At 46.6% G+C, this 14,296-nt stretch carries 8 protein-coding genes; 5 read left to right on the top strand and 3 right to left on the bottom strand.

Features of this window, described 5'->3' with window-relative positions; all coding sequences use genetic code 11:
• Nucleotides 1–701: 701 nt before the first annotated feature.
• Nucleotides 702–3,902, bottom strand: coding sequence for a GAF domain-containing protein (locus QT990_RS04100; protein WP_333309513.1), 3,201 nt, complete (start codon nucleotides 3,900–3,902; stop codon nucleotides 702–704).
• 600 nt (nucleotides 3,903–4,502) lie between these two features.
• Nucleotides 4,503–6,257 (bottom strand): DNA repair protein RecN, encoded by a 1,755-nt coding sequence (gene recN / locus QT990_RS04105; RefSeq protein WP_333141328.1) that lies wholly within the window; start codon nucleotides 6,255–6,257, stop codon nucleotides 4,503–4,505.
• Nucleotides 6,258–6,542: 285 nt separating this feature from the next.
• Between recN and QT990_RS04110 the strand changes: the two genes are divergently transcribed.
• On the top strand, nucleotides 6,543–7,874 hold the full coding sequence (locus tag QT990_RS04110; protein WP_333309511.1) for a TAXI family TRAP transporter solute-binding subunit: 1,332 nt from the start codon (nucleotides 6,543–6,545) through the stop codon (nucleotides 7,872–7,874).
• A gap of 225 nt (nucleotides 7,875–8,099) precedes the next feature.
• Here QT990_RS04110 and ruvB read toward each other — a convergent pair whose 3' ends face one another.
• Nucleotides 8,100–9,188: a Holliday junction branch migration DNA helicase RuvB gene (ruvB, locus tag QT990_RS04115; RefSeq protein ID WP_333309509.1), complete on the bottom strand. Its 1,089-nt coding sequence runs from the start codon at nucleotides 9,186–9,188 to the stop codon at nucleotides 8,100–8,102.
• 71 nt (nucleotides 9,189–9,259) lie between these two features.
• Between ruvB and QT990_RS04120 the strand changes: the two genes are divergently transcribed.
• From QT990_RS04120 to QT990_RS04135, 4 genes are all read left to right on the top strand, one after another.
• Nucleotides 9,260–9,799, top strand: a complete 540-nt coding sequence (locus QT990_RS04120) for a hypothetical protein (RefSeq protein ID WP_333464965.1) — start codon at nucleotides 9,260–9,262, stop codon at nucleotides 9,797–9,799.
• 181 nt (nucleotides 9,800–9,980) lie between these two features.
• The gene (locus tag QT990_RS04125) at nucleotides 9,981–10,832 is read left to right on the top strand and encodes an ABC transporter permease (RefSeq protein ID WP_445305433.1); all 852 of its coding nucleotides are present in this window, start codon (nucleotides 9,981–9,983) and stop codon (nucleotides 10,830–10,832) included.
• Between the two features lie 176 nt (nucleotides 10,833–11,008).
• Complete coding sequence (locus QT990_RS04130) at nucleotides 11,009–12,421, top strand: ABC transporter ATP-binding protein (protein ID WP_333408303.1); 1,413 nt, start codon at nucleotides 11,009–11,011, stop codon at nucleotides 12,419–12,421.
• A gap of 361 nt (nucleotides 12,422–12,782) precedes the next feature.
• Nucleotides 12,783–14,282, top strand: a complete 1,500-nt coding sequence (locus QT990_RS04135) for a methyltransferase (protein ID WP_333141161.1) — start codon at nucleotides 12,783–12,785, stop codon at nucleotides 14,280–14,282.
• The last annotated feature ends 14 nt before the right edge of the window (nucleotides 14,283–14,296 follow it).

Below are 14,296 nucleotides of genomic sequence, written 5' to 3' on the forward strand. Positions count from 1 at the left end.
CTATCTGCGAACGAAGCTCTTTTTACGAGCTGCTAACGCTATTAAGACTTACGCAGGCGGGGTGAGAAACCCGGTTTTTGAGCGGATGTTTCGTCACCTTTCTCCAAGATTTTTCTCAGAAACCGGGTAACGCTGCCGCCAGTCATAACTATTTTTAAGCGCTTCAAATAATAGAAGTGCTAAGTTTGTTGCGGTAGGTAGTGCGATCGAAACACCTAGGGCGAAACCCCCGGCATCTCGCTTGCAAATTCAAATCCGGTTATTTGACATACTCACGCCCGTTCTCTTCAGCGGTGATTCTTGACAGTTCATCGGGTCTTGCTACCGGAGTAGTCTTACAGTCCCTCCCTGTCCGTTTAAAGTCTCCCAATGCCCTATGGCGACTTTTACTCTTGCCGGACGGGTTAGAGTCAACCATTGCCCTTCTAGCTGTCTTTAAGTTTGCTCTCATCGTAGCTGTTTCAACGTGTCTTGAGCCTAAAGATCCTTTGAGTATTCAGCATTTTAATACAAAGCCGTCCTAAAACGACAGGGTTTTAAACCCATCTTCCTGATAACCATAATACCTGTTGGAGCTTATTTACAATTACCTCAATAGGATATTCAGGTTAATTGGTGGTGGGATGGGAGGCGCACCCCCGATCGCGATCGCCCCCACCCGGAACCCTGACGCCACCGCCAGCATTTGCTGTGGGCTACTGCTATTTTTCTGTGAGATTCCACACACCATCCCAGTTGAGTACGTCTGAAAAACTATGCTGAAATAACATACAGCGATCGACGTGCAATTTAGCTGCCTTGTTTTTCGGGTCAACTTCCAGAACGGCGTTAAATTCGCGTTTGGCGTCTGTAAAAGCTTGCTTGGCTTTTGGTTCTAAGGCTTTCTTAAACTCGCTCAGCAGTTTTTTCACCCGATCGAGTCCCAGGTTTTCAAATTCCTCATCTAACATTTCTGCAACTGTCTCGCAGGCCCGACTTTTAATTTTCGCCTGCAATAGCTGCCTGATCTCTCCTGGTTTCAGCCGCTTGATTTGAGGATTTGATGGTTCTAAGATGTCTGCTTCCAACAGCTTTTTGACTTCGCCTTCTTGCAAGTATTTAATATCGTCTGCTGATAGGGGCTTGATTTTTGCTTGCAGCAGCACTTTGGCTTCGTCTTCCGAGAGGTTTTTGATTCCTTCCAATTTCAGCAGTTGGATTTCTGGCTGCAACAGTACGATGAGTTTGTCTGCTTCGGACAGGTTTTTCGGGTCGTACTCTGACAGCTTTTTCAGTTGATATAACAGGTTCCTGAGTTCGTGTTCCAACTGTTGCTCTAAATTGTAGGAGAGTTTCTTAATCTCTGCCTCCGGCATTTCGGCGACATCCTTTAAGATGTTTTTCACCTCACTTTCTGAAAGTCTTTGGCTAACGGGAGTTTTGTAATGTTCGCGCCCCTTCGTGTAATGTTCTATAATTTGTTGCTGTGTTTCGGTTAGTGACTTGCCCACTGGCGAGTATCCCTCGCGGATGCCGACGAGTTCGTAAACGATTACGGGTTCGCTTTTGCCTTTGACAGTAATAAAGTCGAGTTCTCGCACGTACAGCCGATCGGCATAATCTCTGTAAGTATTGTCGCTGATGATTAAGTCGGTGCCGTACTGCTTGCTAGCGCCTTCTAAGCGAGAGGCAAGGTTTACACCGTCTCCGATCGAAGTCAATTCCATGCGTTTGCTACTACCGATGTTGCCACTGACAACTTCGTCGGAATGCACGCCCATACCAATGCTGATCGGCAATTCCCCATTCGCCATACGCTCTTGATTGAACAGGGCCAGTTTTTCCCGCATTTTCACCGCCGTTTGCATGGCGCACCAAGCATGATCCTCTAGGGGCGCTGGAGAGCCAAAAACTGCCATCAGAGCGTCGCCGATGTATTTGTCGAGAGTCCCTCCGTACTCGAATACGACATCTACCATCACTTCAAAATATTTATTCAGCATCACTACCACTTCTTCGGCTTGCAATTTTTCCGTAAGTGTGGTATAGCTGCGAATGTCTGAGAACAGCACCGAAACGTTTTTGCGCTTACCGCCCAATCCAGTATCCCCTGAAGCTAACAAAGCTTCGGCTACTTCTGGCGTCATGTAACGGTACATCAAGTTTTTGATTTGCTTGGCGCTGCTAATATCTTCCATGACGACTAACGCGCCGTTTACCTTGTTGGGGTCGGTAGCGTCAGTCATTGAATTAATCGAGAGATTGATACTCTGCCCTTCTCCTTCCAAGGAGAGTAAAACTTGATCTGGGTAATACTGCTGGCGGTCGTTATCGTCTTCGGGAGACAAAGACGCATCAAACCATTTGGCAAAATCGCCTTTTTCTAACTTAATTAACTCGCGCAAAGATTGACCTTCGGCTAATTCGGCATCGCTGACACCCAGCAAATTTTTGGCACTGGGATTGGTCGCTACTATATTGCCTTTTTTATCTGTAGAAATCACGCCGTTAGTCAAGGCGTGCAGCATATCTTTTTGTCTTTGTTCTTGCTGTTTGACTTCTGCAAACAGTTTGGCGTTTTGCAGCGCCACTCCGGCTTGGATGTTAAACGACTTCATAAATTCCATGTCGTTGCGATTGAAACTCGCTTTCCACTGTTCGGGGGCGTGAGGCCAATCTTCCGGGTTGTAGGGGGGGTATTCTTCTTGTGGTCGTTTTTTATTAACTAATTGGGTGACGCCAATCAATTTTTTGTCTGAGTTAAACACTGGCATACAAAGCATACTGCAAGTGCGGTAGCCAGTTTGTTTGTCTATTTTTTTTGCATTTTCTGCGCGGGGGTCGTCGTATACGTCAAAGGGAATCAACAGCGGTTCGCCGGATTGGGCGACGATGCCTGCAAAACCGGCTGTTCTGGGCATGCGAATTTCTTGAAGTTGACCTGTTGTGATCAGGATTTTCGTCCAGAGTTCGTCTTTATCTTCATCGATTAGCCACAGGGTGCTGCGATCGGCGTTCATGAGTTCTTGGGCCTGATCCATCACCCTTTTGAGGGTATCTTCTAAGTCTAAACTGCTCTGAGAAAGAGCGTTGACGGCATTCATTAGCGCCGTGGCTGCCCGCTGTCTCTGAGTTGCTGCCAAGAAAGATTTGGACGATTCGAGAATTAAGCGTATCGAGGGAGCAAATTCTTTAAAAACTCGTTCGTCTTCTTCCGTGAATCCACTCTTGTCGATTTGTTCGTGAATAGTAGTGTGATTGTGGTGATCCGGTTTAAGTTTATTAATCAGTTGAACAACTGCTACTAACTCGTTTGTTTCTTCCTTTACCAGGGGCATTGCCAGCATTGTATAAGTGCGGTATCCCGTTTTTTCCTCAATTTTTTTGGCGTTAGCCGATCGCGGGTCCTTGTAAAAATCGTAAGGGATGTTAACCACTTTTTTCTCGGTGGCTACTTCTCCTGCAATACCCATGTGGGCAGGAACTCTGATTTCTAGATTTTTGCCATTTTCGTCTTTAGCGACGATCGCCCAGAGTTCATTCTTTTCGTCGTCTAATAAAAATATCGTGGTGCGATCGGCATTGAGCAATTCCCCTGTTTTGAGGGTAATCGACTGCAACATATCGTTGAGGATAGCGTCAAATCCCTCACTCCCAAGGATGTTATCGAGCATTCCGAGGGTGTCATTAACAACCTTAAGTTTTTCTTCTACTTCCTTAACTACTACTGTGAAACTTTGCTGGTTTAACGGGGCCAGAATGCTGGAAAAGTTTCCGTCGTAGGGGATAATTGCAATGCTGCTAGAGGGAGGGGGAGGGGGAGGGGGAGAGTAGCGTTCCTGATGATGATTTTCACCGCCGACAACAGCGACATCAATCACGTTGTCTAGAGAAGAGTAATTGGTGGAAGATGCAGATTTCATAGACCTTTACAGAATCTTAAGCGTAAGGGTTAGTCTCTAAGCTAGGAGAGCGGGCAAGTTCATTAGTGAGTCACCTGTCGCACAAAACTCAATTATGTGTGAAAGTATTTCCCAGTTTACAGAACTCCGGCCACAGGGCAAGGCCAATTCAGTTGGGATTGCTGGTGAACTGCTGGTGCGACGGTAAGGCTGCTGTGTCATTGCTGCACTCTTTTGAAAGAATGCGAATCCTGTTTAAATGGTTTATTAACTGATTTTGACATTGTGCGTGCCTGGTTTAAGTAAGTTCTACCTATCTTTGAGCCGATCGCCCACCGTAACATGAATGCGTACTGGCGGGAGGACTGATGAAAGAGGGGTGGCCTGGTGGGACTAGCCGCAATTGTGACACTACCTGTTGCTAGTGATGTGTGCCCTTCTCTACACAATTGTGGTTTTTAACTAGAATTTCTCTCTATTTTGCTGTTCTTAGCTTTCAGCCCACTAAATTCACGGGGTTTTCAGCTTTTTTTTGTAAAATTTGCGGTTGACATTTTTAGTGTAACCTCCGACTCGGAAAAAACTCCGCCTTTTGGCCCCCCGATCGGCTCAAGTGTGTCGTCAGGGTTTTGCCAACTCAGTTTGGCGCAATCCAGCGGCTTCGACAAGCAGGGATTCCGCGAAGGCGATAGCTTCTGTTGCTGAGCGGCCACTGGCGAGTTGGGCCAGTTCTTCCCGCCGCTGGTCACTGTTGAGAGCGGCAACTCTGACTACTGTGCGTTCGACTGGTTCGGAGTCGGCAGCAGGTTCGCCGATACTTGGTTCTGCTTCGATCGTCTGTTTGTTGACGCGAAAATGAAAATCAGCCATCGCGGCGATCAGCGGCTGGTGGGTGACGCAGAGAACTTGGTGTTTGTCGGAAAGTTGGTAGAGTTTTTTGGCGATCGCCCCGGCGACTCTCCCGGAGACTCCGGCGTCGATTTCGTCAAAAATCAGTGTACCGGCGCTTTCTATTTGGGAAAAACAGGCTTTGATGGCCAGCAGAAAGCGGCTCATTTCTCCCCCGGAGGCGATCGCCCCCAGAGGTTGCAAAGGTTCGCCCGGGTTGGGGCTGAAACAAAAGGCGATTTGGTCGGCACCGGTAGCGGTTGGGGTACAAGGCGATATCTCGACTTGAAATTGCACTTTTTCCATTGCTAAGGGCTTAAGTTCTCCTACGAGGTGCGTTTCTAGTTTGAGGGCGGCTTCGCGTCGCAGGGTGGTGAGGTGGCTGCAAGCGTCTTTTAATTGCTCTAAAGCAGTCTGATATGCGAGTTCTAAGGCTTCCATTGACTCGCCTCCTTCTAAAAGTTCATTTAGTTCGTTTTGAATGCTTTGGTAGTAGGCGATCGCTTCTTTGAGCGGCCCGTATTTGCGACAAATTTGTTTGAGTTCGCGAATCCGATCTTCTACTTCTTCGAGTCTTTCGGGATCTGCTTCTAATTGTTCGCCGTAGCTGCTAATTTGCCGGCTGGCTTCTGTGGCTTGGGCTAAAGCATCGCTGACCATTTCTAGGATTGGTTGCAACTGCACATCGTAAACTGCCATGTCGCTTAAAATTACTTCGGCTTTGCTCAACAAGTCGGCGGCTGATGCGCTGTCGCCCTCGTTTTGGTAAAGGGCTTGGTGGACTTGGTAACTCTGCTGCTGCAATTCGACGACGTGGCCTAGCCGGATTGATTCGTGTTCTAGCTGTTCGAGTTCGTCGGCGTCTTCGATGTGGGCTTCGCCGAGTTCTCGGACTTGGTATTCTAACAAATCAAGTCTTTGCAGTCGCTGCTGTTCCGACTGACGCCTGCGTTTGAGGGCGGTTTTGGCGCTGTTGGCTCCCAGCCACGCGGAGGTGATGATCGATCGCGCTTCAGTGAGCTTTTTGCCGCCGTATAAATCGAGCCATTCTCGCTGGAGATTTTCTTGTCCGAGGTGGACGGTTTGGCCTTGGGCGGTAATTTCGACGAGCCGATCGCGCAGTTGATCCATTAACTGGCGGTTGACGAAAATTCCGTTCAAGCGCGATCGGCTACGCAGAGCACCGCTCGATGCGTTAATTTCCCGGCTGCAAACGACTAAATTTCCGTCTATGGGTTCGATTTCTTGCTCGCCCAGCCACAAAGCTGCGGCTTTGTCCAATTCAAAGGTAGCTTCCAATATTGCCCGCGCTGCTCCGGTGCGAATCGATCGGCGATCGACTTTCCCGCCCAACACTGCATCGATCGCATCTAGGATAATCGATTTACCGGCACCGGTTTCCCCCGTAAATACGTTCAAACTCGGGCCAAATTCTAGATCCAGGCAGTCAATTAGAGCAAAGTTTTCAATTCTGAGGGATATTAACATGGGGAATTGGGAATTGGGAATTGGGAATTGGGAATTAGGCATGGGGCCCTAAAAGCATCGGACAATTTTAGATTTTAGATTGTAGATTTTAGATTGAGTGGTAATCTTAATCTAAAATCCCCTATGGGAAATCTCCCCTCGGATGGGGCCTAAAAGCATCGGCCAAACACGGAATTGGGTATTGGCTCCTCCACTATCGGGCGCGTCTAATTTCCCGATTCCAATTTTCAGTTTTAACTAGAATACTTTTGATTTTGCCATTCTAACGATCGAGTCTCAACCTCTATGCAAAATAAATTTCTGCTTCCCGTTGCTCTATTAAGCGTTGTCCTGATTGGAGTTTTTGGCTGGGAGGTGTACAAAGACAAGCAGCGAGTCCATGAATTAACCCTACTGACGGGAAGCAAGACAGGCTATTATTATCCTTTCGGACAAGCAATTGCTGAGGTAGTTATGCAACAAAATCCGCGCCTGCGGATTAAAGTTGTTGAGACTCAAGGCGGTGACGAAAATATGCGCCGGCTTCAGGCAAATGAGGCTCAGTTAGCTATTGCCCTGAACACTACGGGGGCAGTGCCCCAAGCGCGGGTAATTGCTTCTTTGTTTAAGGAAGTTTTTCATTTAATTGTTTCGGAACAGTCTGGGATTGAAAGCGTTTCTGATTTAAAAGGAAAACATATTGCGCTGAGGGAGCAAGGCAGCACTTCTTACAGTTCTTTTTGGTTGGTCAGCAAACATTACGGTTTGAAACAAAGCGATTTTCAGTTTACTACTGGCTCTTGGGCTGAGACTAATAACTTGTTTGCTAGCGGCGAGGTTGATGCTATCTTTCGGGTGCAACCTCTGGGGAGCGATTTGGTGAGCGATTTGCTGCAAAATACGCGGAGCAAATTGGTGCCCATCGACCAAGCGGCGGCGATGAAAATTAAGTGGCCGTATCTGGAAGCTCACTTGATTCCTAAGGGTACTTACAAGGCGGCTCCCGCAGTACCAGATGTGGATTTGCCTAGCGTTGAGGTGCAGGCTACTCTGTTGGTTCGCGAGGATGTCGATCCGGTAATAGTTAAGGAAATTACGCGGATTTTGTTCGAGTACCGCCGCAATTTGGTAGCTACTAATTCTTTGGCGGCCATGATTAGTCAGCCGTCGGAAAGCGGCGGTTTGGCTTTGCCCGTACATGAGGGCGCTCAGGCTTATTACGATCGCGAAAAGCCGGATTTTTTTGCAGCAAATTCCGATGTTATCGGCTTGTCTTTTTCGTTTGTTACTCTTTTTGTTTCTTGGCTTTGGCAGTTGCGAGCGCGCTTTTTGCTGAAACAAAAAAATCGAGCTGACAAGTTTAATTTGATTATTCTAAATTTGATTCAAAGAAGCCGCCAAGCCGGAACTTTTGAGGAAATAGATCGGTTGCAAGAAGAGTTATTTGAGATTTTTAAGCAAGTTATGGCGGATTTGGATGAAGATAGAATTGATGCGGATTCTTTTCATTCTTTTACTTTTACTTGGGAAACCGCTCTAAAAATTGCGAGCGATCGAGAAAAAGTATTGCGTAATTCCTCGCTGGTTTCCCATGATTTAAAAGCTGATTTTACGGATGTCAAAAAGATGGAAAACTAATTTATATTAGCAGTCATTAGTTATTGGTTATTAGTTCATTCCTGGATGCAAAAAGTGGTTTCACCTACCGATAGCGGTAAGGTGCGCCGTGCCCACCCTACTTAATTTATAAGAAGAGTTATCAGCCATTAGTTATTAGTTATTTAGGAGTGGCTCCAATAATGAATGACCAATAACCAATGCCCATGCCCCATGCCCCATACCCCATGCCTCATGCCCCATTTTTTATTCAATAAAACCCAAGTGTTTTCTAGCAGCAAGAGTTACCATTCTCCCGCGATTTGTCCGCTGCAAAAATCCGATTTGCATTAAGTACGGTTCGTATACATCCTCAATGGTTTGAGTATCTTCTCCTGTAGAAGCTGCGAGGGTTTCTAAGCCCACTGGGCCGCCGTTAAAGTTCTCAATCATTGCTGTCAAAATCCGCCGATCAGTCCAATCTAAACCTAGCGGATCGACGTTGAATAATTCCAGGGCGAGTGAGGCAACTTCGGCATCAATTGGCTTTAAATTTTTGACTTCGCTGTAGTCTCTAACTCGTCGCAGCAAGCGGTTAGCGATCCGGGGGGTTCCGCGAGCTCGGCGGGCAATTTCTGTGGCTCCTTCTGGGGTGATTTGAGTGTCGAGAACTTGGGCGGTTCTTTGGACAATTAGACTAAGTTCGTCTATTTCGTAGTAGCGCAATCTTTGGATCAAGCCGAAGCGATCGCGCAATGGAGATGTCAGCGACCCGACTTTTGTGGTTGCTCCTACTAAGGTAAATGGTTTGAGGGGAATGCTGCGGATTTTGGCGCTTTTGCCTTGCCCGATCGTAATATCTAACCGACAGTCTTCCATCGCCGGATAGAGGATTTCTTCTGTAACTTTAGATAAGCGGTGAATTTCGTCGATAAACAGCACGTCGCCTGCTTTGAGGTTGATCAGCAATCCGACAATATCTCGCGGTTTTTCTAAGGCTGGGGCGGTGGTGATTTTGCATTCAACTTCCATTTCTGCTGCTAGAATTAGCGACATTGTGGTTTTTCCCAACCCTGGAGGCCCGTAGAGTAACAGGTGATCCATAGGTTCGCCGCGAGATTTGGCTGCTGCAATTGCGATCGCCAAAACTTCTCTTAAGTCTTTTTGCCCGATGTATTCAGCTAGCCGCTGGGGCCGGATTTTGTCGTCTTGTTTGCTGTTAATTTCGTCGGGTAGTTCTTGCGATTCTAGCAATGATTCCGCCTGGGGTTTGGCGGCTTTTTTGCGACGGGCCGGGGCTATGTCTTCGGGTAGATTTGGGTCGGGGGGCTGTTGTTTGGAGGATATAATAGCCATATTTATCTGCGTTCGGGCAGCGGGAAGTGTTTACAATTGTTAGCAGAATCTTTACAATTATTGAGTTCGTTATGAGTATTCCATCTTCTTTATTAGCATCGGAAAGCATAACTTTTGAGGGGGCGATCGAGCTGACTCAATCTTTACTGTCGTTCATGGAGGCCGATCGACTTTTACAAGCCGACATCCAGCAAGCTGTTACATCTCTGGTGAAAACACAGAACGGTGCTAGGGGGTTTTTTGTCACCTATCTAACGGACGATGGACCGGAGGCAGATCACCCGTCACCCGGAGTAGTCGAGGCGCTGCGATCGGCTCCTGAGATCGTAGCAGAACTGCTGGTGAAAAATTTGGCGATGTCGGCGGCAATGGTTGTACATCATTCGCGCCAGCAAAAGGAGGAAATGGCGGCCGATTCTGCTAGAGTGCAGGAGCGATCGCGCAATTTAATTCAAATGCTGCAAATGCCAGCCTGTCAAACTATAGCGTCGCAAATGCTAGAAAGTTTGCAGAATGCCAACGGCGAGTATGAAAAATTTTTCCGGCGGTGGGGCTACGATGACGAGCAAAAACGGGCGATCGGTTCGGCAGTGCGGGGTGCGATCGGCTAAAATAACCTCCGAAGGAAGGGGAAAGAAGAAAGAAGGAAGAAGCCCAAGCCAGGGTGGCAGATGCTTGATCAAAGCGGCGGGGCTGTGGAATAATTGCGGTTTAGCAAAAGCTGCACAATTGTAGCTTGAGTTGATTTAGGTGTGAAGCTAGTGAACGAGGGCGAAAAAATTGCAGAGAACTGTGAAAGGAGTTGCCCAAAAGGCCCGAAGGCTGGGTGGCCGGCGGCCGACAAGTACGCCCCGGCGGTGGGCGAAGCTGAATCTGCTGGCAACCTTGGTGCGCCGGGACTTGGAATCTCAATACAAAGGCTCGATTCTGGGCAATTTGTGGCCGCTGCTGAATCAGCTATCGCAATTGGTGATTTACACATACGTATTTTCGATCGTCCTCAAGGTAAAGCTCAGCCTTGCAGGCTTCCCAGAAAACAGCGACATTACATTTGGAGTCTGGTTGTTTGCAGGTTTGCTGCCTTGGACTGCCTTCACCAGCGGTTTGATCAAGTCGGCAGTATCGGTGGTGGGGCAGCCGAATTTAGTAAAAAAAGTGGTATTTCCTCTCGGTTTGCTGCCCCTAGTGCCGATTTTTACAGCTTTTCTTGAAAGTTCTCTGGGTTTAGCAGCTTTGATTGTGATAGTAGCAGTGTCGTCGCAAAAGCTCAACGCTACTTTATGCTTGCTGCCGCTGGTGTGGATACCTCAGTTGCTGATAACTGCTGGTTTGGGATATTTGACAGCCGGCTTGACTGTATTTTTGCGAGACATTCCTCAGACATTAGGTGTTATTCTAAATTTTTGGTTTTATTTGACGCCGATCGTCTACCCAGCATCCATCATCCCCCAAGAGTGGCGAGCGTGGATATTTTGGCTCAATCCAATGGCCGCCATCTCGGAGGTTTATCGAGACCTCATACTGCTTGGAGAAGTTAAGCATTGGGGCGAATGGGGTGTTGCCACGCTAATTTCTGCTGCTATATTTTGTGGAGGTTTGGCGGTTTACCGGCGTTTGCGTCCCGCTTTTGCTGACGTGCTGTAAATTTGTTTTAGAGCTAAAGTCAATTCTTCAATCTAAAATCCCCATAAAGGTGTTTGCAGCATCGGAATGCAAGTCCTCATAAAAATCCGAGGACGGTCGTACTCACTACAAACCTATTTTTAGTTCGAGCGGACATAATATCAATCTAAAATCTAAAATCTAAAATCTAAAATCGGATGACAGAAAATGTAATTTCACTAAAAAATGTTTCCAAATGCTTTAAGCGGTACGATCGTCCCGGAGACCGCTTAAAGGAAATTATTTACCCCAGCAAAAAACTTGCTGACGAATTTTGGGCCCTGCACGACATCAATCTGGAAATTCCTCAAGGACAAACTCTGGGAATCGTCGGTCGCAACGGTTCGGGAAAAAGCACTCTCCTGCAAATAATTGTGGGTACGCTGACTCCTACCACAGGAAGCGTCGAGGTTAAAGGGCGAGTCTCCGCTTTGTTGGAACTCGGAAGCGGGTTTAACCCGGAATTTACCGGGCGACAAAATGTGTTTTTTAACGCTCAGTTACTGGGATTCAATCAAAAAGAAACTGAAGAAAAGTTTGACGATATCGCTGCTTTTGCTGATATTGGCGATTTCATCGAACAGCCCGTCAAAACTTATTCTAGCGGTATGTTTGTCAGGCTAGCTTTTGCCGTTGCGACTAGCGTCGAGCCAGATATTTTGGTGGTAGACGAGGCGCTTTCGGTGGGCGACGAAGCTTTTCAACGCAAGTGTTTTGCCCGCTTGCAAAGCATTCAGGAAGGTGGCGGAACAATTTTATTTGTTTCTCACGCTGCTACTTCGGTGGTGCAACTTTGTACGTCGGCGATTTTAATGGATAGCGGTGAATTGCTGCTCGCTCACACGCCGAAGGTGGTAATTTCTAAGTATCAAAAGCTGATTTATGCCGATCCGGATCAGGTTCTGGGGTTGAAGTCAGATATTCGCACTCTGAACCAACTGACAAAACAGGAAAGTCAAGACCAGCTTCAGGATGCTAATTTAGAAAGCACAAAGAGGGAAGTTAAACCGGAGCAACATCTCTCTAAACCCAAGGAATATTACGATGAATTTTACGATCCGGGGATGATACCGTCGAATACGGTAAGGTATCCGTCTCGCGGAGCGGAAATTATCAACCCCCACATCGAGACGCTGAAGGGAAAGGTGGTAAATCACTTGATCGGCCGTCAAGATTATATTTATACTTACTCTGTCACTTTCTCGCGGTCAACTTCCAAAGTTAGGTTTGGAATGTTGATTAAAACAATTAGCGGTTTTGAGTTGGCGGGTGCTTCTTTGAAGGCTTCTACTCAGTCAGTTAGGTATGTGGAAGCGGGAACGACAATTGTAGTGAAGTTTCATTTTAAATGTTTGCTGAATCCCGGTGTTTATTTTCTGAATGCTGGGGTTGTGGGAACGGTAGATGGAGATTTAACTTATCTGGATCGCTGCGTGGATGTGGCGATGTTTAGGGTTCAGTCTTGTACTGAGTCCTGCGGTAACGGCATCGTTGACTTGCTGATCGAACCGTGTTTAACTGTTGTTAATGCTGATACTCTAGTGAAAGAGCAGTCAACAGAGGTTATCTAAAATTCTGTAAAAACAGTCAGGAACCTCAGCCTGAAGGCATGAGGCTTGAAAGAGAAATCTGACAAGCCGTTCTGACGGGCCTAAGTCTTAACTGACTACGTTTTTTGAGTCACGACACCGGGAGAATGCGTAGCTAGTTCCTTGCTCTGTCGCTGAAGGTTAAACAGTTCTAAGGTCACGCTTTACAGTGCTTTGGGCCTAACAAGCTCACTAAACAAAGGCGCGTGCTAACTTTACTCCTTCATGAGATTGAGGCAACCATACCTCACGCCTTGGGGCAACCATACCCCTCCACCCCACAAAAGTTTTAACTCAATGTAAAGCCGTCCTAAAAGGACGGGGTTTCTAACCCATATTTCTGATGAGCGAGATCAATTTAGATTTAGTAGAAAATCCCGTAATCAAAGCATTTATTCAAGATCAAGCTAAGTTTCCCGAAAATTTTAAACTGAATATCTGCGAAGACGATGAAATGTATTTGTTCAGCTTGAACAACGTCAAAGACGATCTCGATCAGGCTTTGGTGCGCTATTATGCGATCGGGCGCAGCGTCCTGGCTACGGTTAAACAAGTTGTGGAATGGCATTTTGGCAGTTTTGAAAATGTACCGTCTTTTCTAGATTTTGCCTGCGGTTACGGTCGATTTACGCGGTATTTGATTCAGGAAATGCCGCCGGAAAAAATTTGGGTTTCTGATATTTATGCTAACGCGGTCAAGTTTCAAAGTGAATATTTGGGCGTCAGCGGTATTGTCTCGACGGGAAAACCAGAAAATTATTTAATTGACCGAAAGTTTGACTGCATTCTGGCTAATTCTTTTTTCAGCCATATGCCGGAAAGAACTTTTACGAATTGGCTCCAAAATTTGTATGATTTGTTGACTCCTAGCGGCATTTTAATGTTCAGCGTTCACGATCAGTGTTTGCTGCCGTCTCACATAGAAATGCCTGCCAACGGTATTTTGTTTAGTCCCCAAAGCGAAAGTCAGTCTTTAGATAAGGAGGAATACGGCACAACTTATGTAACAGAAAAGTTTGTGAGAGAAATTGTTGAGGAAGTTAGCGGAGGCAAAGCTTTTGTTCACCGCCTCAAAAAAGGCATCTGCAGGTTTCAGGATTTGTATGTTGTCACAAATCAGCTAGTGAGAGATTTTTCGGAGTTGGAATTTAATCACCAGCCGGGAGGATATATTGATGTGGCTGCTTTTACGAGTAAAGGTAGTTTATATTTGGAAGGATGGGCGGCTGATGTGAATCTCGACGGGCGAATTGAGGAGGTGCAAGTGCTGGTAAACGGTGAGGTTGTGCAGAGGTGCGAGCCTTTTTACGATCGCCCGGATGTGGCTGCATATTTTCAAAAAGATGCGATTTTGCAATCGGGTTGGAACTGTTATGTACCCAAAAATACTGTGACGCCACAGGATGTGTTAATCGTCAAAGCAATCAATAACTACGGTGGGGAATGGATTCTGGAAACTTGCACTGTTAACTCGCTGATTAACCAAAAACAAGCCCAGTCTTTATTGGGTTCTAGTCAGACTAAACTCAAATTACTTGAGACTCAGTTAGAGTCGGCTAGGATAGAAGGGGAGCAAAGTCAAAGTAAGTTAATGATTACTCAAACGGAGTTGCAAGACACTCAAACTAAATTAGTTTCTGCTCAAAGGCAATTGGAGCAAACTCAAAATCAGTTAGTATCTGTGCAAACACAGTTGGAGAAAAAAGAAAATCAGCTAATTAATCTCAAGCAAGAACTAGAGCAAGCGAAGTGTCGGATTTTGGCAATGGAAACCAGCAAGTTTTGGAAGCTGAGAAGCGCGTGGTTTCAAGTCAGGCGATCCCTGGGCTTAGCGGGAGAGTAGCGAGTAAATTGGGT

The organism is Microcoleus sp. T3_B1 (assembly GCF_036700445.1).
In the GTDB taxonomy this organism is placed as follows: domain Bacteria; phylum Cyanobacteriota; class Cyanobacteriia; order Cyanobacteriales; family Microcoleaceae; genus Microcoleus.

Coding starts and splice junctions, on each gene's coding strand:
- QT990_RS04100 (WP_333309513.1), bottom strand. CDS start 3,902: ATGAAATCTGCATCTTCCACCAATTACTCTTCTCTAGACAACGTGATT.
- recN (WP_333141328.1), bottom strand. CDS start 6,257: ATGTTAATATCCCTCAGAATTGAAAACTTTGCTCTAATTGACTGCCTG.
- QT990_RS04110 (WP_333309511.1), top strand. CDS start 6,543: ATGCAAAATAAATTTCTGCTTCCCGTTGCTCTATTAAGCGTTGTCCTG.
- ruvB (WP_333309509.1), bottom strand. CDS start 9,188: ATGGCTATTATATCCTCCAAACAACAGCCCCCCGACCCAAATCTACCC.
- QT990_RS04120 (WP_333464965.1), top strand. CDS start 9,260: ATGAGTATTCCATCTTCTTTATTAGCATCGGAAAGCATAACTTTTGAG.
- QT990_RS04130 (WP_333408303.1), top strand. CDS start 11,009: ATGACAGAAAATGTAATTTCACTAAAAAATGTTTCCAAATGCTTTAAG.
- QT990_RS04135 (WP_333141161.1), top strand. CDS start 12,783: ATGAGCGAGATCAATTTAGATTTAGTAGAAAATCCCGTAATCAAAGCA.